At 36.4% G+C, this 18581-nt stretch carries 20 protein-coding genes; 11 read left to right on the top strand and 9 right to left on the bottom strand.

All coding sequences use genetic code 11. The annotated features are described in order from the left end of the window. Positions 1–16 precede the first annotated feature (16 nt). Positions 17–1783 (top strand): DNA helicase RecQ, encoded by a 1767-nt coding sequence (gene recQ, locus MKY37_RS09365; protein WP_340776374.1) that lies wholly within the window; start codon positions 17–19, stop codon positions 1781–1783. On the opposite strand, the gene MKY37_RS09360 is transcribed toward recQ, so the two are convergent. Beyond that, positions 1768–1989 carry a DUF2187 family protein gene (locus MKY37_RS09360; protein ID WP_090570704.1) on the bottom strand — a complete coding sequence of 74 codons (222 nt, stop codon included), beginning with the start codon at positions 1987–1989 and terminating at the stop codon, positions 1768–1770. The two genes, recQ and MKY37_RS09360, sit on opposite strands and share 16 nt — an antisense overlap. 278 nt (positions 1990–2267) lie before the next feature. Between MKY37_RS09360 and MKY37_RS09355 the strand changes: the two genes are divergently transcribed. The 3 genes from MKY37_RS09355 to MKY37_RS09345 all read left to right on the top strand — a co-directional run bounded on the left by MKY37_RS09355 (position 2268) and on the right by MKY37_RS09345 (position 4275). Beyond that, positions 2268–2564: an AraC family ligand binding domain-containing protein gene (locus tag MKY37_RS09355; RefSeq protein WP_340776368.1), complete on the top strand. Its 297-nt coding sequence runs from the start codon at positions 2268–2270 to the stop codon at positions 2562–2564. 16 nt (positions 2565–2580) lie between these two features. Beyond that, positions 2581–4017, top strand: coding sequence for a DEAD/DEAH box helicase (locus MKY37_RS09350; RefSeq protein WP_445323031.1), 1437 nt, complete (start codon positions 2581–2583; stop codon positions 4015–4017). Positions 4018–4086: 69 nt separating this feature from the next. Beyond that, a complete protein-coding gene (locus tag MKY37_RS09345; protein ID WP_340776366.1) occupies positions 4087–4275 on the top strand; it encodes a hypothetical protein in 189 nt (62 codons plus the stop codon). Positions 4276–4365: 90 nt separating this feature from the next. On the opposite strand, the gene MKY37_RS09340 is transcribed toward MKY37_RS09345, so the two are convergent. Continuing rightward, a complete protein-coding gene (locus MKY37_RS09340; protein WP_340776364.1) occupies positions 4366–4806 on the bottom strand; it encodes an NUDIX hydrolase in 441 nt (146 codons plus the stop codon). 137 nt (positions 4807–4943) lie between these two features. Between MKY37_RS09340 and MKY37_RS09335 the strand changes: the two genes are divergently transcribed. The 4 genes from MKY37_RS09335 to MKY37_RS09320 all read left to right on the top strand — a co-directional run bounded on the left by MKY37_RS09335 (position 4944) and on the right by MKY37_RS09320 (position 7903). Further along, positions 4944–6023, top strand: coding sequence for an AI-2E family transporter (locus tag MKY37_RS09335; RefSeq protein WP_340776362.1), 1080 nt, complete (start codon positions 4944–4946; stop codon positions 6021–6023). Positions 6024–6035: 12 nt separating this feature from the next. Then, complete coding sequence (locus MKY37_RS09330) at positions 6036–6491, top strand: PH domain-containing protein (RefSeq protein WP_340776360.1); 456 nt, start codon at positions 6036–6038, stop codon at positions 6489–6491. 321 nt (positions 6492–6812) lie between these two features. Then, positions 6813–7199: a DnaJ family domain-containing protein gene (locus MKY37_RS09325; protein ID WP_340776358.1), complete on the top strand. Its 387-nt coding sequence runs from the start codon at positions 6813–6815 to the stop codon at positions 7197–7199. 164 nt (positions 7200–7363) lie between these two features. Then, on the top strand, positions 7364–7903 hold the full coding sequence (locus MKY37_RS09320; protein ID WP_340776356.1) for a biotin transporter BioY: 540 nt from the start codon (positions 7364–7366) through the stop codon (positions 7901–7903). Positions 7904–8035: 132 nt separating this feature from the next. Here MKY37_RS09320 and MKY37_RS09315 read toward each other — a convergent pair whose 3' ends face one another. The 3 genes from MKY37_RS09315 to MKY37_RS09305 form a co-directional block, all read right to left on the bottom strand. Then, complete coding sequence (locus MKY37_RS09315) at positions 8036–8248, bottom strand: hypothetical protein (RefSeq protein ID WP_340776354.1); 213 nt, start codon at positions 8246–8248, stop codon at positions 8036–8038. Next, positions 8241–8552 (bottom strand): DUF3243 domain-containing protein, encoded by a 312-nt coding sequence (locus tag MKY37_RS09310; RefSeq protein WP_340776352.1) that lies wholly within the window; start codon positions 8550–8552, stop codon positions 8241–8243. The genes MKY37_RS09315 and MKY37_RS09310 overlap by 8 nt, the downstream gene beginning before the upstream one ends. Positions 8553–8631: 79 nt before the next feature. Further along, positions 8632–9339, bottom strand: coding sequence for a hypothetical protein (locus MKY37_RS09305; RefSeq protein WP_340776349.1), 708 nt, complete (start codon positions 9337–9339; stop codon positions 8632–8634). A gap of 420 nt (positions 9340–9759) precedes the next feature. On the opposite strand from MKY37_RS09305, the gene MKY37_RS09300 reads away from it, so the two are divergent. Next, positions 9760–10956: an NAD(P)-dependent malic enzyme gene (locus MKY37_RS09300; protein WP_340776345.1), complete on the top strand. Its 1197-nt coding sequence runs from the start codon at positions 9760–9762 to the stop codon at positions 10954–10956. A gap of 79 nt (positions 10957–11035) precedes the next feature. On the opposite strand, the gene MKY37_RS09295 is transcribed toward MKY37_RS09300, so the two are convergent. The 4 genes from MKY37_RS09295 to MKY37_RS09280 all read right to left on the bottom strand — a co-directional run bounded on the left by MKY37_RS09295 (position 11036) and on the right by MKY37_RS09280 (position 15075). Beyond that, positions 11036–12001 (bottom strand): DMT family transporter, encoded by a 966-nt coding sequence (locus MKY37_RS09295; protein ID WP_340776342.1) that lies wholly within the window; start codon positions 11999–12001, stop codon positions 11036–11038. A 12-nt stretch (positions 12002–12013) separates the two neighbouring features. Then, complete coding sequence (pepT, locus tag MKY37_RS09290) at positions 12014–13240, bottom strand: peptidase T (RefSeq protein ID WP_340776339.1); 1227 nt, start codon at positions 13238–13240, stop codon at positions 12014–12016. Positions 13241–13276: 36 nt separating this feature from the next. Then, on the bottom strand, positions 13277–13924 hold the full coding sequence (locus MKY37_RS09285) for a lysoplasmalogenase (protein ID WP_340776337.1): 648 nt from the start codon (positions 13922–13924) through the stop codon (positions 13277–13279). A 392-nt stretch (positions 13925–14316) separates the two neighbouring features. Beyond that, positions 14317–15075, bottom strand: coding sequence for an SDR family oxidoreductase (locus MKY37_RS09280; protein WP_340776334.1), 759 nt, complete (start codon positions 15073–15075; stop codon positions 14317–14319). A 160-nt stretch (positions 15076–15235) separates the two neighbouring features. On the opposite strand from MKY37_RS09280, the gene MKY37_RS09275 reads away from it, so the two are divergent. Both MKY37_RS09275 and MKY37_RS09270 read left to right on the top strand, forming a co-directional pair. Next, positions 15236–15814 carry a TetR/AcrR family transcriptional regulator gene (locus MKY37_RS09275; RefSeq protein WP_340776331.1) on the top strand — a complete coding sequence of 193 codons (579 nt, stop codon included), beginning with the start codon at positions 15236–15238 and terminating at the stop codon, positions 15812–15814. A 494-nt stretch (positions 15815–16308) separates the two neighbouring features. Further along, positions 16309–18282, top strand: a complete 1974-nt coding sequence (locus MKY37_RS09270; protein ID WP_340776328.1) for a methyl-accepting chemotaxis protein — start codon at positions 16309–16311, stop codon at positions 18280–18282. Positions 18283–18581: the final 299 nt, after the last annotated feature.

The following is an 18581-nucleotide window of genomic DNA, read 5'->3' as shown; positions in this document are numbered from 1 at the left end:
GACAGGAGGGACCTCCGTGTTAGATAAAGCACGTCAATTATTACAAACTTATTTTGGATATGATTCGTTTCGCGAAGGCCAAGAAACGGTTATTAACTATGTATTAGATGAGAATTCTAGTTTATGTGTAATGCCTACTGGGGGAGGGAAGTCTCTTTGCTACCAAATCCCTGCCTTAATGTTAGAAGGCACTACAATTGTTATCTCTCCATTAATATCCCTTATGAAAGACCAAGTGGATACTTTAACTCAGGCTGGGATTCCTGCAACCTTCATAAACAGTACGTTAACTGCAGAAGAAGTAAGAGAAACAATGGAAGAGGTACAAAATGGTCAATATCGTTTACTCTACATAGCACCGGAGCGTTTAGAATCGCCCAACTTTTTAAATCAATTAAAAAAGGTAAAGGTTCCATTAATAGCAGTGGACGAGGCGCATTGTATTTCACAATGGGGGCATGATTTCCGACCAAGCTATCGTGCTATTCATCGGTTAAAGGAAGTATTTACAGAGCAGCCAACTGTACTTGCCCTAACCGCTACTGCAACTCCGGCTGTCCGGGATGATATATGCCGATTGTTACAAATTCAAGAGGATAATACAGTAATCACTGGATTTGCAAGGTCAAACCTTGCGTTTTCAGTCGTATTAGGACAAGATAAAAATAAATTTTTAAAAGAATTCATAAAGAAAAATACGAACGAAGTAGGAATTATTTACGCAGCGACAAGAAAAACAGTAGACCTGTTATATGATTTACTAAATAGAGCAGGTATTCAGACTGCGAAGTATCATGCCGGACTTCCAGAGGCGTTTCGAAATAAGGAACAAGAGCGTTTTTTAACAGATGAAGCACAGGTGATGGTTGCGACCAATGCATTTGGTATGGGAATCGATAAATCCAATGTCCGCTATGTAATCCACTATCAGTTGCCGAAAAATATGGAGAGCTACTATCAGGAAGCTGGGAGAGCGGGACGAGATGGTTTACCAAGTGAATGTGTCGTTTTGTATGCATCGCAGGACGTTCAAACGCAACGATTTTTAATAGATCAAGCAATGGATCGTGAACGAATCCCTCAGGAGCTTGAGAAACTGCAAGGAATGGTGGATTATTGTCACACCGAAAATTGCCTGCAACAGTTTATTGTTACTTATTTTGGAGAGTCAGATGCTGCTAGATGTGGTCGATGTGGAAACTGCACAGATTCTAGGGAAGTCCAAGACGTAACAAAGGAAGTTCAAATGGTTCTTTCGTGTGTTGTTAGAATGGGGCAAAGATTTGGCAAGACGATGACTGCTCAAGTATTGACTGGTTCTCAAAACAAAAAAGTAATCGATTTTGGTTTTACGAAGTTATCAACTTACGGCATATTAAAGAGTAAGTCATTAAAAGAAGTGTCTGGCTTAATGGAGTTTATGATTGCAGAAGGGTTTCTTTCAGTAAATCATGGTAGCTTACCAACCATTTATGTATCCGATGCAGGAAAAGAAGTATTGTTGGGGAATAGGGTAGTGGAACGCAAAGGTGTAACTGTAACGAAGCAAATCGCGAAGAATGACCCGTTGTTCGAAAGACTAAGAATACTTCGGAAAAAAATTGCGGACGAAGCAGGTGTACCACCATTTGTTATTTTTTCTGATAAGACTCTACAGCATATGTGTGCAGAGCGTCCGCAAACCGAAGAACAATTATTAGAAATTCACGGAATAGGTGCAAACAAACGAGAAAAATATGGACAAGCTTTTCTCGAGGAGATTCACAATTATATTACCGTGTAGTTTTTATGAGATACTACCGTAAGATTCGAAGGGACATTAATCTTTTTAGCATCTTCGGTAGAAATTTCAACAATTACCGATTGCTCTAAAATTTTAAAAATAGTTCCTTGTACTTCGTGATCATTACGAGTGAAAGAGATCTTCTCATCAATTTTCCTAGCTGCCACAAAGGGTGAAACTTCCTTAGGTTGTCGTTGGAAACTCATGTGTCTGCCTCTTTTCTAGTTTTATTACGCACTTAGCGATAGTTTGATTATACCATAGATTAGGGTTAAAAATCGGAAAAAGAGATTATAAATACTCGAATACAAAGGAATCGTGTCGAATATTATTGTTATAATGGAGAAACCGTAGAAGGTGTCATTGCTTTTACGGTTTATTTTGTAATTAATTGTTTTGTCGCTTTATTTTATTTTTCGTAAAACTACGTATATGATAGATTTAAGAGGATTTTGTGCACCAGTATGAACGGGAGGAGCATAAGATGAATTTAGTTGATACACCTTATGTATTGGAAGAAAAAGAGAAGCAAATTACAAATGTTCTAAAAGAAGATTTTGATATGTTGAATATTCAATTACGAGCTGGGGAAGAAGTAAAGGAACATCATGCCAATGCAAATGTGTTAATTGTCGTACGAAGAGGGAAGGTACAGTTTACGGTAGAAGGAACGGAGCATGTTGTAACTACAGAGAACATCTTGCATATGAAACCATTAGAAAAACATTCGTTAAAAGCATTAGAAGATTCGGATATAGTAGTAACTAAAATTAGTTTGTAAGAGGAGATTATGCATAGTGCATTTTAAAGAGTTTAAGTTAGACGAGAAAATTTTACATGCCATTGAACAGTTAGGCTACACAGAGCCAACAGAAGTGCAGCAAAAAGTAATACCGGTTGTTTTAGAGAAACAGGATGTATTAGTGAAATCTAAAACGGGTAGTGGAAAAACAGCTTCTTTTGCGACGCCATTATGTGAGCTTGTAGACTGGGAAGAAAACAAACCTCAAGCATTAGTGTTAACACCTACACGAGAACTAGCGGTACAAGTCCAAGAAGATATTACAAATATCGGTCGTTATAAACGTATAAAAGGGCTGGCACTATATGGGAAGTCACCTTTTGCTAGACAAAAATTAGCTCTAAAGCAAAAAACACATATCATTGTTGGTACACCTGGTAGAGTATTAGACCATATAGAAAAGGGAACGCTAGATGTGTCTAAAATGGAGTATCTTGTTATTGATGAAGCAGATGAAATGCTGAATATGGGCTTTTTAGAACAAGTGGAATCCATTATTAAATTACTTCCAAAAGCGCGCACGACGATGTTATTTTCAGCGACACTTTCGGACCAAATTAAAAAATTAAGTACGAAGTATATGAAACAAGCAGTATCCATTGAAATTGACGCATCTGAAGAAAATGCTCCAGATATTGAACATGTGAAGTATGTTGTAGTAGAGGAGTTAAAGCTTTCGCTACTTGAAAAGCTAACAATTGTCGAGAATCCCGACAGTTGTATTATCTTCTGTCGTACAAAAGAACGTGTAGAACAGCTTGTAGATGTATTAGATGAAAAAGGCTATACAGCTGATAAAATTCATGGCGGTATGATGCAGGAGGACCGCTTCGAAGTGATGGATGATTTCCGAAGAGGGGAATTCCGTTATCTAATTGCTACGGATGTTGCAGCTCGTGGGATTGATATAGATGATATTACTCACGTTATTCATTACGATGTTCCATTAGAGGAAGAAAGTTATGTCCATCGTACAGGTAGAACAGGACGAGCAGGGCGTAGTGGTAAATCGATTATGCTGGCAACTCCTTTTGAGGATAAGTTTGTAAGAGAGATTGAATCATTTATAGGTTTCGAAATTCCTACAGCATCAGAGCCTACAAAAGAGGAAATTGTAAAAGGTCGTGCTGCATTTGACGTGAAAATGCAGGAGCAGCCAGAAGCAAAAAAATCTAAAGGTGAGCAGCTAAACGCGAACATTACAAAACTGTATTTCAATGGCGGAAAGAAAAAGAAAATCCGTGCAGTCGATTTTGTTGGAACTATCGCTAAAATCGAAGGAGTCTCAGCAGATGATATTGGAATCATCACGATTCAAGATACCGTGTCTTATGTAGAAATTTTAAACGGCAAAGGTCCGCTTGTATTGAAAAAAATGAGAAATACAACAGTTAAAGGTAAATTACTGAAAGTGCATATCGCCAATAAATAAAATGAAAGAGGCTATCCAACTTTGGAAAGTCTCTTTCCTTTTTGAACCTAATGTTGCTCATAATTAAAAATGCCGCTAATTTCCGTTTCAATCGACCACTTAGTAGAAATTGATTATAGAAAACTAGATGCTACACATTTGGGTGGAAATTTTTTCTGTTTTGCGAGTAAAATGCAATTGATCGCAAGTAAATATCGACGTAGATCAAGTAAACCTCATACGGTCGCAAGTAACCCAAAGGTGGAAGCAAGTAAATGATAAATAAGTGCAAGTAAAAATAAAATTAGAGTAAAAAGATATAAAGTCACTGAAAAAAGAGAGGCTTTCATGGGTAGTGACCTCTAAAAGTTAAAGCAAAGCATCTTCAATAAACTTACGATAGCTCACCATAATTCCATCAGGCAATTTAGTAGGTGAAAAAAATTGAAGGCTAACGGATTCAACTCCATCTGCTAAAATCTCTCCACTGTATTCGAAGGTTTTGTAAACTGCAGAAACTGAATAGAACGTATCACCATTTGAATTTTCAACATAATAGTCCGGACCAGAATAGACTTGGCAAAGCTGGAGTGCTCCTATATAGAGCCCGGTTTCTTCCAATACTTCACGTCTAGCTGTATCCTCGAAGCTTTCTCCGAGTTCCATTAATCCACCAGGTAGTCCGAAAATACCTGGCTCTCGTTCTTGCAGTAACACTTGTCCTTTATCATTCAATATAAGTACATTCGAGCCTGGTAGAATAAGGGGCTGATGCCCTACGTATTTTCTGAGTTGCTTATAGTACTCCATATTAACTCATCCTTCCGATAATAATTTATTTAAAAGTGTACCTTAAAAATGGTACGATATGTAATAATAATTGAAACTTTAAGTCAGTAAAACCGTAACATGTAGTAGTTATTAATAATAGAGGATGTGAGCATCACATGACAAAGAAACTTTGGTTTCAAACAGGAGTAGCCATACTACTGACATTAGTTATTATTCGTATGTTCATGGAAGTCAAAGGTATTTTTTCACCACTTTTGATAATTGGACAAACGATATTTTTACCTTTACTTATAGGTGGTGTACTTTTTTATCTATCACGTCCGCTGCTAACTTTGCTGGAGTCAGTTAAATTTCCAAGATGGGCAAGTATTCTATCGGTATTTGTTGTGATTGGTCTAATTGGATGGCTATTTTATGCCCTAATTGGTCCTCATCTTACAAAACAGGTGAATACACTAGTTAAAAATACACCGGAGATTGTAAAAGATGTCGAGCAATTTACAAAATATGTACTTTCTCAAAAGAATCTATTACCAGATAACCTTCAACATACAGTAAATGATGCTACAGGGAAGATTAATGATATAGCCGTTTCAGCTGGCTCCTTCCTTTTCAAATTCATCCAAAATGTATTCCAAGGGGTTTTCTTGCTAGTACTTGTACCGTTTTTCCTTGTGTATATGTTAAAGGATCACGAAAAGTTTGCACCCTTTGTTTCTAGTTTTTTTAGAGGTGAGAAAAAGACTTGGATACGTAAGACTTTAGCAGACATTGATGATACATTGCGTTCATATATTCAAGGTCAATTATTTGTCAGCTTTTTAGTTGGATTGATGTTGCTGATTGGATATTTTACTATTAAATTAGAATATGCTTTATTACTAGCGATATTTGGAATGGTGATGAATGTTATTCCATTTTTAGGGCCATATATTGCGGTTGTTCCAGCAATAATAATTGCGCTTATCCAAAAACCAAAGCTAGCAATTTATGTAGCAATTATTATGTTAGTAGCGCAGCAAATTGAAAGTAATTTCATCACACCGAACGTAATGGGGAAATCACTAGATATTCATCCATTAACGGTTATTACGGTTATTTTGGCAGCTGGGAATATCGCCGGATTATGGGGAATTATATTAGCAATTCCTACCTACGCAGTGATTAAAGTTATTTTAAAAAATATCTATGCACACCGAAAGGGCATAAAGGATGCAGCTACAAAGTCGATTTAGGAGGTAAAAACAATGAAATTCCGTTCAAAAATAGATCGGACATTTATAATCATGATGTCGGTTGCGCTATTTATTGTTGCTTTAGCGACATTGTGGCCGGTCGCATACGAATTGTTTTTTACAAATTCACCTGAATATACTGCTATATGGATAATGACTGTATTGTTTTTTGTATGTGCAGGTTTCCTAATATGGATTTCCTTAGATATCCAATACATTTTTTATGATGATTTTCTGTATGTCAAAGGGGGTCCTTTTCGGAGTAAAATAAAGTATAAGGATATGACAAAGATAAATAAATCATCCAATATATTAGCTGGATATCGAATTCTATCTTCCAAGGATGCACTTGAAATTCATTATAAAAACTCGTTAATGGGGAGTATAATTATTTCTCCCGACAATCAAGAACAGTTTATAAAAGTATTATTAGATAAAGCAGCACATATTGCTCATGCAAGATTGTGATCACTCTCGAACAGCCTGATTTCGCTCTCGTATAGAAGACAATCTCTCTCGTATAGAGCTCGATTGAACTTACAAGGCTGAAGTACTCTCGTATAGATTGTGATCACTCTCGAACAGCCTGATTTCGCTCTCGCATAGAAGACAATCACTCTCGTATGGAGCTCGATTGCACTAACAGGGCTGAAGTACTCTCGTATAGGTTGTGATCACTCTCGAACAGCCCGATTTCGCTCTAGTATAGAAGACAATCACTCTCATACAAAATAGTTTTTAATCGCATTCCAAAAGAATAACCTAATCATTCATGAAGGAGAGTTCACTATGGATAATGATAGCTTCAATAAGCCAAGTAATGATTTGATAGGAGATATTTTAAAGGAGTACTCAAAGACAGGTGGTATGGATAATCTAAAGGGAGCAGGCAAGCCGATTTCGGAGGAATATTTCTCGGGGGACATCTTTCAACACTTTCAAAAAATTGCGAAGGATGCGGGATTTAAACCACACTGGTTAAAGCTCCAGCATGAGATAAAAGACGAATTGAATGATATTGCCCAAAAATATGCAAATGGTGAAAAAGAAGGCTTACAATTTAGAGTAACAAAAGTGAATGAGAAAATAATGCAGTATAACAAAGCTTGTCCGCCACCTATGCAAAAAGGAACAGTGAGATTAGAAACAATAGATTCAGCTATTAGTAGATGGTAATAATGAATGTGTCACATTCCCTAGGGGTGTGACGCATTTTTTATTTGCAAGTTAACGTATCTGACAATTATTTGTATTGACGAGCGTTCCATTTCTTACTAAAATATAAATGAGTTAACTAAAAAATAAAATTTAGTTAACTCATTTAATGAGGGGGAAGACTTATGAGAAACGAGCGTTTAAAAATGATGATTGTAGCAGCAATGTTTGCAGCGATCATCGCAGTTGCTGCACAAATTATGATTAATATACCACCAGTACCGTTTACATTAATGACGATTGCGGTAATGTTAACAGCAACTATATTAGGAGCAAAGTATAGCACACTTGCAGTAACTGTGTATGTGTTGATGGGGATAATAGGTATTCCAGTATTCGCCGGCATGAAAGGTGGATTCGGTTATATACTTGGTCCGACTGGTGGTTACCTAATAGCAATAATACCTGCAGCTTTATTTGTTGGGTGGTATTTAGATACATTTCAGTATTCAAAAGTACAAGCAATGATTGCAAATATAATAGCTGTATTTATCATATTACTCCTTGGCTCAATTTGGCTCAAGGTAGCTGCAGAACTGCCTTGGGATGCAGCGTTTAAAGGGGGAATGTTACCATTTGTGCTTCCTGACCTAGCGAAAGCGGTTGTTGCTGCGTTAATAGGTATTATCATTCGTACAAGACTAGTAGCGGCAAAACTAATATAGGGGTAGAGTTTGCTTCTCACATAAAAACACTTGCTCCTGCGCAAAGCTCGTCGCATAAAAACACTTGCTCCTGCGCAAAGCTCGTCCTATAAAAAAAGCTTGCTCCTGCGTGGATGGGAGCAAGCGTTTTTCTTATTTGGGGTATCGTTCCTCACTGAGTGAACGATTTTTTGTGTGGTTGTGGTCTTTTTCATCTAGAAACTCAATATTTATATCCTCAACAGGTAGGGCATCTACCGTTTGCATGTCCTCATGCATATCAAACAAACTTTCCTTGGTGGTGCGTACACCATCGGGATTGTCGAGGAATCTTCCTGTTGCATCCTTGCGAATATCTTCAGCCATTTTTAACCATGTTCAAAAGCATATGGCTGAGTGCTTGTTGCTGATCTTTGTCTCCGCTTTTCCACAATTGTTGAAGAACATGTTCTTCTCGGTTACGTGGTTCTTCGTGGTTGGCTAAATAACCAGCAACTTTTTCGGTAGCTTTAGCTAAAACTTCATCACTAAGTCCCATTTTTTCACCGGCTGCAACTTTTCCGGATAAATACGATTTAAAGCTAGAAAAGTTTTTTAGAATTTCTTCTTTTTCTTCTTGACCAATGCTATCAAGCTTAGCTTCGACACGTTCGTCTATATTGTTTCCCAATCTTCCTCACTCCTTTTTATTGAACTCTTCTTAGGTATGTCCAAAGAGGGAGCAAACATGCATAAATTATCTAATATAATTATTTTCCTTGTGGGCAAAAACCACACTTTTGCAATCCAGGTATATCCTTTGAAAAGCAACAAGTGGTTCTGACTGTTGTATTTATGAGTTCTGCGGGATTTCGTTCTTTCAAATAAAAACGTAAATATTCTTTCGAGGTAAATGCCTTCCAAATTGTTGGATCCTTTAACAGATTCCAGTCATGCCAAGCTTTTTGATCTAATGCTGGGTTTTCAAAAAACGTATAGTAATGCCATAATAAGTATCCAAAAACATTTTCCCAAAGTGTTAATGGAGAAATACTGCATTGTGAGCGAAGCTGTTCAATAATAGGGAAACATTGTTGCTCCCAAATAAGCTGCACATCCACCTTGCGATTTTCTTGTACGTCTCGAAAATACTCTTGAGGGATAAACGTACTAATTGTTTTATTTCCATATTCGGTCGTGCCAAAAAACTGCAGCTGATCTAGAGGACCATCCCAAATCTCATCATACATCGTCATCATGTAAAACTGCATGGAGATGAACATTCCAACACGTCTCATAAAGAAAGAAGCAGCGATAGGATCATTAGGTGCAGAAGAAATTAGCTTAATGATGGGAAGCGCACTAGCTATATTATTTCCATTGAATAAAGTTGTTCCACTCGTCTGGATAAAAACACTATAGTTATTTAATTGTTGGATTTGGTCATTCGATAAGATTGTCATATAAGTAGTATACATTTTTTTATACAAATTGTTTGACTTTTTAATTGAAAATGATTATCATTACCATATAGAAAGTTTCTCCTAATTGAGAAATTCTAAACAGCGACTTTTCTCCAAATTGTAGCTGATTACTCGGCACACCTTAACCCCCTCAAAGTTGAGACAGTGCATTCATATGTCGGTAGCCAAAAAAATGGCTGCCGATTTTTTTTTGCAAATTTTTGATGATTATTAACCTTAAATAATAAAAAATATACTTTATTTTCCAATAAAATATAAACATAGGAAGTTATTTGTGAAGATGTTCACTAAGTATTAACCGTTGACATCCACTTTAATACTATCTATAATTCTCAGAATATAAAGATTTTGGAGAGAACACTCTAATAATCCTTATCAAAGAGGAAAATACAAAAAAGGATGGTGTGTGCGAAGATGGATTTGAGATCAAGAGCATTAAGATTGCATCGTGAAAGCAAGGGAAAGATGGAAGTTGTCTTTAAAGTTCCAATGGACAGCATGGAGGATTTAAGTTTGGCGTACTCTCCGGGGGTTGCGGAACCTTGTATTGAAATCCATAACAATCCATCCACAATTTACGACTATACCGCTAAAGGGAATTTAGTTGCTGTAGTAACAGATGGTACTGCTGTATTAGGCCTCGGTGATATTGGACCAGGAGCTGCTTTACCCGTTATGGAAGGAAAAGCAATTTTACTAAAAAGATTTGCAGGCGTTGATGCATTTCCGATTTGTTTGGACACAAAAAATGTAGATGAAATCGTCCAGATTGTTAAAGCACTAAGTCCAACTTTTGGTGCTATAAACTTAGAGGATATTTCCGCGCCACGTTGTTTTGAAATTGAAGATCGACTTCGCATGGAATTAGATATACCAGTATTTCATGATGACCAACATGGCACGGCAATTGTCGTAGGTGCGGGACTTCAAAACGCGATGAAACTTGTAAATAAAACAAATAATAATGTTAAAGTTGTGATTAATGGAGCTGGGGCTGCCGGAATGGCCATTTTAAAAGTGCTTCTTCAATTAGGATATACTAATATTATTATGTGTGATTCAACAGGAATTATTTATGAAGGCCGGGAAAAAGGCATGAATCCTGTTAAACAATCGATTGCAAATTTAACAAACCCACTTGGTTTAACGGGTTCTTTAAAAGATGCAATGGAAGGATCAGATATATTTATCGGTGTATCCGTAGCCAATCTTCTCACAAAAGATTTAGTTCAATCGATGAATACGGACCCAATTATTTTTGCTCTTGCTAATCCTACTCCTGAAATTCCGTATGAACTTGCAAAAGAATGGGGAGTTAGAGTGGTGGCAACTGGACGCTCTGATTATCCAAACCAAGTTAATAATGTTTTAGCGTTTCCAGGGATTTTCAGAGGTGCCTTAGATGTAAGAGCAACGGATATTAATGAACAGATGAAGTTGGCTGCGGTCGAGGCAATTGCATCACTAGTGAATGAAAACGACCTTAGAGATGACTATATCATTCCAAATGCATTGGATGAGAGAGTCGTTCAAGTTGTGGCTAAAGCAGTGAGTGAAGCAGCAATTTCTTCGGGAGTTTCTCAACTTTACCAGCCAGTATTAGAAAGTTAACATAAAAATTCTGAGAGCCCATATATTTGTAAAAAATGGAGTGCCGAAAATTGTTCACGACACTCCATTTTATCTTTTTCTAATGCTCTGTTTTTGTTTGTATAGTTAAAGCTTTTGTATTTAATATTTTTGTATAGTAGCTATGTAAGAACATACCGAGAATAATGATTCCAAGTCCTATAAGTGCAATTGGCGCTGGTAGAGGAACATGTAGCAAAAACATTTCACCAATAATAACAAAAATGATTTCAGTTGATTGTGTTGCTTCTACTGCTGCTAATTTACCTTGATGATCCCGAACCCGATCGGTTGCCATGAAGAATAATATGGTAGCAATAACTCCAGAGCTAATAGCTACAACAAAAGACTGAAATACTTGACCTGAAGATGGTAAGCCTACTGTGAAAACTGCGTAAATCCCCAATAAAATCCAAGCAGGCATGGACGCAACAGTCATACCTAAAACGCGTTGAAATGTATCTAAACGTCCATTTAAATGCCCCATCATTTTACGGTTTCCTAAAGGATAGGCAAATGCTGCTATCAGTACAGGTAAAATCCCTAAAAAAATCATTCGCAAATTGACTGATTCGGTATTTGGAACTTGTATAAGAATGATTCCTATTAAAATGAGGAGGGAAATAAATAACGATACGACTGGGACTTTTTGTTTAATGACTACGTTTTCCACCTTCATCATAAATAATGGTGCAAGCAGAACCCCGGCGACAATCGTGAATTGCCACATTCCCGATATTAACCAACCAGGTCCATATGCCGCTGCAAAAGTGAGTGGTGCATAAAATAATACAAAACCTACAAAGCTCCATAGTAACCAAGGGGCAGGAGCAGATTTTATTTCTTTAAATGTTGCATACAAACCTTTTCGATAATAGACAATGATGAATAAAAAAGGCAGCATGAAGAAATATCGAAGGGAGGAGCTCCAAATCCAACTTCCTCCCGATATTTCCATCGAACGATTAAGTATAAAGGTTACTGCAAAAAACAAAGAAGCTAAAACTCCTAGTAATATTTCACGCATATCCGCACCAACTTAAGCTTGTTTTTCAAACGACAGAATAATTCCTTTTACTACTTCGGTTGATTTTTCCATTACATCTACAGAGATAAACTCATATTTCCCATGATAGTTTTCTCCACCAGTAAATACGTTAGGTGTTGGCATTCCCATATACGAAAGCTGAGAGCCATCTGTTCCACCTCGTACTGGAATAATAAGTGGTTCAATATCTAATGCAATCATCACATCTTTTGCTGCATTTACAATTTCCATTACAGGCGTGATTTTTTCACCCATATTGTAATATTGATCGTTTAACTCTACAGAAATAGCATTTTCTCCGTACTCTGCTTTTATTTTATCAGCTGTATCAAGGAATAATTGTTTTTTCGCTTCAAATTTTTCGCGGTCATGGTCCCGAATTATATAGCTAAGCTCCGTTTTTTCTGTATCTCCAGTAATATTCATCAAGTGAATAAAGCCTTCATATCCGTCCGTCTTTTCAGGAACAGCATCTGTTGGCATATGGGATTGGAACTTCGTAGCCATCGTAATAGAATTCACCATTTTGTCTTTTGCAGAACCTGGGTGCACACTTTTCCCGTTTGTAACAACCTTGGCACCTGCTGCGTTAAAGCTTTCAAATTGTAATTCTCCTAATGGACCACCATCCATTGTATAGGCAAATTTTGCTCCAAATTTTTCTACATCAAATTTATGTGGTCCACGTCCAATTTCTTCGTCCGGTGTGAAAGCTACCCGAATTTTACCATGTTTTACTTCTGGATGCTGAATGAAATATTCCATTGCAGTCATAATGATGGCAATTCCGGCTTTATCATCTGCACCTAGAAGCGTAGTACCATCTGTAGTCAACAAAGTGTGACCGACATAATTTTTTAATTCAGGAAAGTCTTGAACAGTCATGATTGTATTTTCATTTAGGGTAATATTTTGTCCATCATAGCTATCGATTCGTTGTGGGTTTACATTTTTCCCTGTGTAATCTGTAGCCGTATCAACATGTGCTAAGAAACCGATTGTCGGCATCTCCTTATCTGTATTAGCAGGTAAAGTAGCGAAAAGGTATCCATTTTCATCTAAAGTAATTTCCTCTAAACCAACAGTGGCTAATTCTTTTTGAAGCTCATGAAGTAAATCCCATTGTCCTTCAGTAGATGGGCAGGCTGTACTAGAAGCATCGGATTGTGTATCTATTTTTGCGTAGCGAACTAAACGTTCGATTAAAGTTTCTTTCATGAGATTATATCTCCTTTCGATTTGTAAAGCTTACTTTTATTTTAACAGATTCTTTCGAGTTGCGGAATAATTAATGCTAAGAGCAAACATAAACTGAGCTCCGTAATAAGAAATCATAATAAGTGCGTCTGAGAAAGGAATATCTACTATAAATTTATTAATAGCGAGTGTGGAATCGGAGAAGATAAATAAAAGAGCACCGATAATGGCAAACTTATTGGCGGTTTGAAAAGCGTTCCACCCCATCATGAGAATAACTGCTATATAAATAATAACTGCAAAAGCCAATACTGTATCGCCTTGAGACCAAAGAGTTCCTGATAGCCAAATAACCATTGCAAACCCGTAAGCTAGTAGTAATACAATAGCCCATTTTGGAAGGGAATTATGTTGGATTTGCCTAAACGCAAAGATATACCAAATATGCCCGATTAAAAATGTGATAAGTCCGACTATAAACCAATAAATTAAACCATCAGCTAGCATACATACCGTAAGCCCGATTAGTATAAGGGGCTTGTACTTTCTAGATTCTCCGGCAGGTTGTAGAAATGCAAACAATATAATAAGCAGCATCGGAATAAGCTTAAAAACAATCTTTGTTGCAACAGGATCACTTGGTATGAAGAAAATATAAATAATGCCCATAACCCCTATTAAAACCCCAATAATTTTACTCCACATAAAAACAAACACTCCCCTTTCCTTTAGATTCGTTACTGGAGGTGAAACTTCCTCCACATTGTATGCGAAAAGAACAGTCCAAAATTCAAATAAAACAAAAAAGAGACTGGGACAGAAGTAGAAATTTTATTGGATAAGGAGAAACATTTACTAAATAATGGCTATTTAATAAAATTGATTGAAATGGAGGGGCGACCCTACGGGAATAGCGTGACGCCTGAGACTACAGGCTCAGACCACGCCCGTGGAAAGCGTCCCTGGAATGGAAATCAATTTTGTGCACAGCAAAAAAACAGCATTTTTCTCACAGAGAAAAATGCTGTTTTGGGGTTCTGGCCCAGCCTCGTATTAAGTTCTTATTTTTATAGTTCAGTCTTGCTTTTTAAGAAGTATTAGTAAGCAGTCCAACCAGCATCAGCAGCAATAATTTGTCCATTAACAAAACTTGACTCGTCGGAACCTAAGAATACTGCAAGTTGTGCAATTTCTTCCGGTTGACCAACACGTGGCATTGTCCCACTACCAGTTTGCTGACGACCCATGCCAAATTCAGAAAGGCTAGTCATAGAAGCTTGAATATTTGTCATTACGCCACCTGGAGCAATTCCGTTACAACGGATTCCAGAGTTTGCGTACATATAAGCTGTATTTTTAGTTAAACCTGTAACAGCGTGTTTAGATGCTGTGTATGCTACACCAGCACGAGCACCACGTAGCCCACCTGCAGAGATGTTATTAACAAAAACTCCGTGCCCTTGTTCTAAGAAAATGTTAGTTGCGATACGCATTGCACGCATAACACCTGTAGTATTTACTGCAAATAAGCGATCCCATTTCTCATCTGAAATTTCACCAACAGGCTCCATTCCATCCATGATCCCAGCGTTGTTTACTAAAATATCTAATTTACCAAATGCTGCTTTTGTTTCAGTAAATAAGTTTTCTAAATCTGCAAGTTCTGCCACATTTGTGCGGTTAGCAATTGCTTCTCCGCCAGCTGCTTTAATAGCTGCTGCTACAGTTTCTGCACCTTCTAAGTTGTAGTCGGAAACAACGACCTTTGCACCTTGTTTTGCATAAGCTTCAGCGATTGCTTTTCCCATCCCAGAAGCTGCGCCTGTAACGATAGCTACTTTGTCTTGTAATCTCATAATTATTTCCTCCTCAAGTTTTATTCCGGTTCACTTTATCAGACAGTTGTACAATAACAGTATAGATTGAAATGTAAACGTATTCAATCAACAGTTTTCACAATTATTGTATAATATTAAACAACTATCGATATAATTGTTCGATAAAGGAGAGATATTCTTGAAGAAAAATGATTTACGAGTTATAAAGACGAAGAAAGCTATCTATCAAGCCTTAACTCATTTATTGAAAGATAAGCTTTTAACAGACATCAAGGTGTCTGAGCTTTGTCGGGAAGCAGATATAAACAGAGGAACCTTTTACTTTCACTATGAAGAGGTTGGTGATGTTTTTAAGGAGTTTTTTGAAGAGGTAATTGGAGATTTAGAAGAATCCTATAAAGAGCCATACAAACATATTTCCGCCCTACAATTAAAAACTTCAGCTTATAAAAACTTGGATCCTAAAACAGTTCGTATTTTTCATCATGTCAAAAAGTATGAAGATTTCTATCGCATTATTTTATCAGATAATGTATCGACTACTTACTATTATATGTTTTTCGATGCAATCCGTTCGAATTTCATTGAGGATAGTAAAATTGGAAAATATGATGAATCTAAAAAATTCGTATATTCCTTTATGACAAATGCAATCATAGGATTAATTATTGAATGGTATAGAAATGACTTTGAAGAATCAGTAGATGTTATGAATCTACATTTGGTCGAAACTTTAAATGTAATTACGGGAAGATAAAGAAAATATGTATAAATAAGAACAAGAAGTCTATGTGTTCTTGTTCTTAATACCTATACTAGTTTCTGACGTGTTCGAATTGATACCCGTTTCCTCCAGTACTTGATAAGCTCCTGCTAATGCAATTCCTTTCATTACATTCCCTCGCTTGAAAATCCTCCACCGATTAACATACTAACTTACTCGTTTTTCATGTAGTTTAACGATTAAAAAAAGAAGGCACATTGGAACAAAAGTCAACCAAAGTATAACAATAAGAGTTTTGAAGAATCATCATTAGGACTATTTTTATAAATATTACTATTGCTAATGGTTAATGTTGTATTTACTACAGTTTCTAATGAAAAATAACATTATTATTATTATTTCATGTATTGTACACAAAGTTGTCAAACTATCTCGCCTTATTAAGTAGTAAAGTAATACCTGGTGTACATTTTTCTATTAAATAATAGGATATTGTGCTTATTAAAGCGAAATGAGAGGCAAGTTACATGAAAAAATTCTTCCAAGCGTTCAGAAATTTAAAAGTAAAATTGTTTGTTTCTTTTTTGTTAGTCTTAATGATTCCAGGAATTTTTATAGGATATCTTTCTTATTCAACCGCAAAAGAATCAGTTGTAAATGAAATATTGGATGGAATAGAGGAAAACTTAAACTTATTAAATATTTCCATTAACAATATGATTCAATCAAAGTTACATGATGTAGATACTTTTTCCCAGAAAATATCTAGCGCTCAATATAATTTCGATAGTAATCCAGAGTTAAGGACCAAATTTGATCAATATATGCAGTTACACCCAGAAGTTGAACTTGTTTATTTAGGTACAGAGACGGGATTATTTATACAAGAGCCAAATACCAAAATGTCATCAGATTATAATCCTAAAAATAGAGATTGGTATAAAAACGCAGTGACCCAAAAAGGAAAAGTTGTAATATCAGATCCTTATATTTCGGCAACTACAAATAACATGGTAGTAACTGTTTCAAAAACTACTCAAGATGGGTCGGGAGTAGTAGCCATTGATATAAAACTAACTTATATACAAGAACTTACGAATCAGGTACAGATTGGTGATAAAGGATATGCACTTCTATTAGATGCCAAGAAAAAGTTCATCTCACATCCTACTGCTGAAATAGGAAGCGAGGCAGGAAGTTTTTACGATAGTATGTATAAACATGAAAAAGGAGATTTTCAATATGTATTAAACGGCGACAATAAAGTAATGAGCTACGTAACTAATGAGATGACCGGATGGAAAATTGGTGGTAATGTAATTTATTCGGAGATCAATGAAGCGACTGCACCAATATTGCATAAAACTGGTTTAGTAATCCTTCTGTCTATTATTATTGGGATACTAGCTGTTTACTTTATAATAAAATCTGTGATAAAACCAATTGTTAAGTTAAGAGAAAAAGCTTTAACGATTAGTCGTGGCGACTTAACTGAAAATATTATCGTAAATTCCAAGGATGAAATTGGGCATTTAGGTGATGCTTTCAACACGATGCTAGAAAGTCTTCGGTCACTCATTGATAAAGTTGAACAAACCGCTGAAATAGTGGCTTCTTCTTCAGAGGAATTGTCCGCAAATGCGCAACAAACTAGTGACACCACAGAGATGGTATCAACTTCTATCCAAGAAGTTTCTCAAAATGCAGAAAAACAAACGAATAGTGTTGACATAAACGCTCAGTCTCTAGCTGAAATTTCCATAGGTATCGATAGAATTGCAAATCATGCTTCAAAAGTTTCTGAACTCTCTTATGAAGCAACAACACAGGCGGAGATGGGGGGGCAGGCAATTACAAATACGGTCAATCAAATGAGTTCTATCCATACATCAGTAATTGAATCTAATACAAAGATCAACTCATTATCCGTCCGTTCACAAGAAGTACGTTCTATATTAAACGTTATTACCGAAATTGCTGACCAAACGAACCTTCTAGCTCTAAATGCAGCAATCGAAGCTGCAAGAGCTGGGGAATATGGAAAAGGATTTGCTGTTGTGGCAGATGAGGTTAGAAAGCTTGCCGAACAATCTCAACAATCAGCTAAAGATATCCATGAAATTATTTTAGGTATTCAGGAAGATACGGAGAGTTCTGTCCAAATCATGGCACGTGTGACGGAAGATGTACAAGCAGGTGTTGAAGTATCCAATGATGCTATTAAAAAGTTCACTCTAATTATTCAAAGTATGAAAGAAATTACACCACAAATGGAAGAGGTTTCTGCAACAGCACAACAGGTATCTGCATCTGTTCAGGAAACTTCACATATCGCCAACGATATAGCTATCCTTGCACAAGGAAATGCAGCAACTTCAGAAGAAGTAGCAGCCTCTGCCGAGGAGCAACTAGCTTCCATGGAAGAAATTTCAGCATCTGCTCAATCTCTTTCTTCTATGGCCCAGGAACTAAAAGATGTAATCTCGCATTTTAAATATTAATAAACAAAAAGTTATCCGCTTCTATTTCCATTTTGGAATTAGAAGCGGATATTTTTCTACCAATAATATATTCTTAACTCTATCTGCTAGAATTTATGAGATGAATACACGCTTTGACATTTAATCATAATCAAGTGCAAATTCCTTGGAATGCTTTTGGAAAGTAAATACAAAAGTACACTCCGTACATTCTACATATTCGGTTATTCTAACCTTGGCTTTGCAACTACCTTTAGATTATTACCTCTGCCTGATGTTGAATTGATCTTTAACTATTCCTCTTTTAGTAACTCATGTAA

The organism is Psychrobacillus sp. FSL K6-2836, from assembly GCF_038003085.1.
Taxonomy (GTDB): domain Bacteria; phylum Bacillota; class Bacilli; order Bacillales_A; family Planococcaceae; genus Psychrobacillus.
The sequence above is the reverse complement of the archived record's forward strand: the minus strand, read 5'-3'. Positions and strand labels throughout refer to the sequence as shown.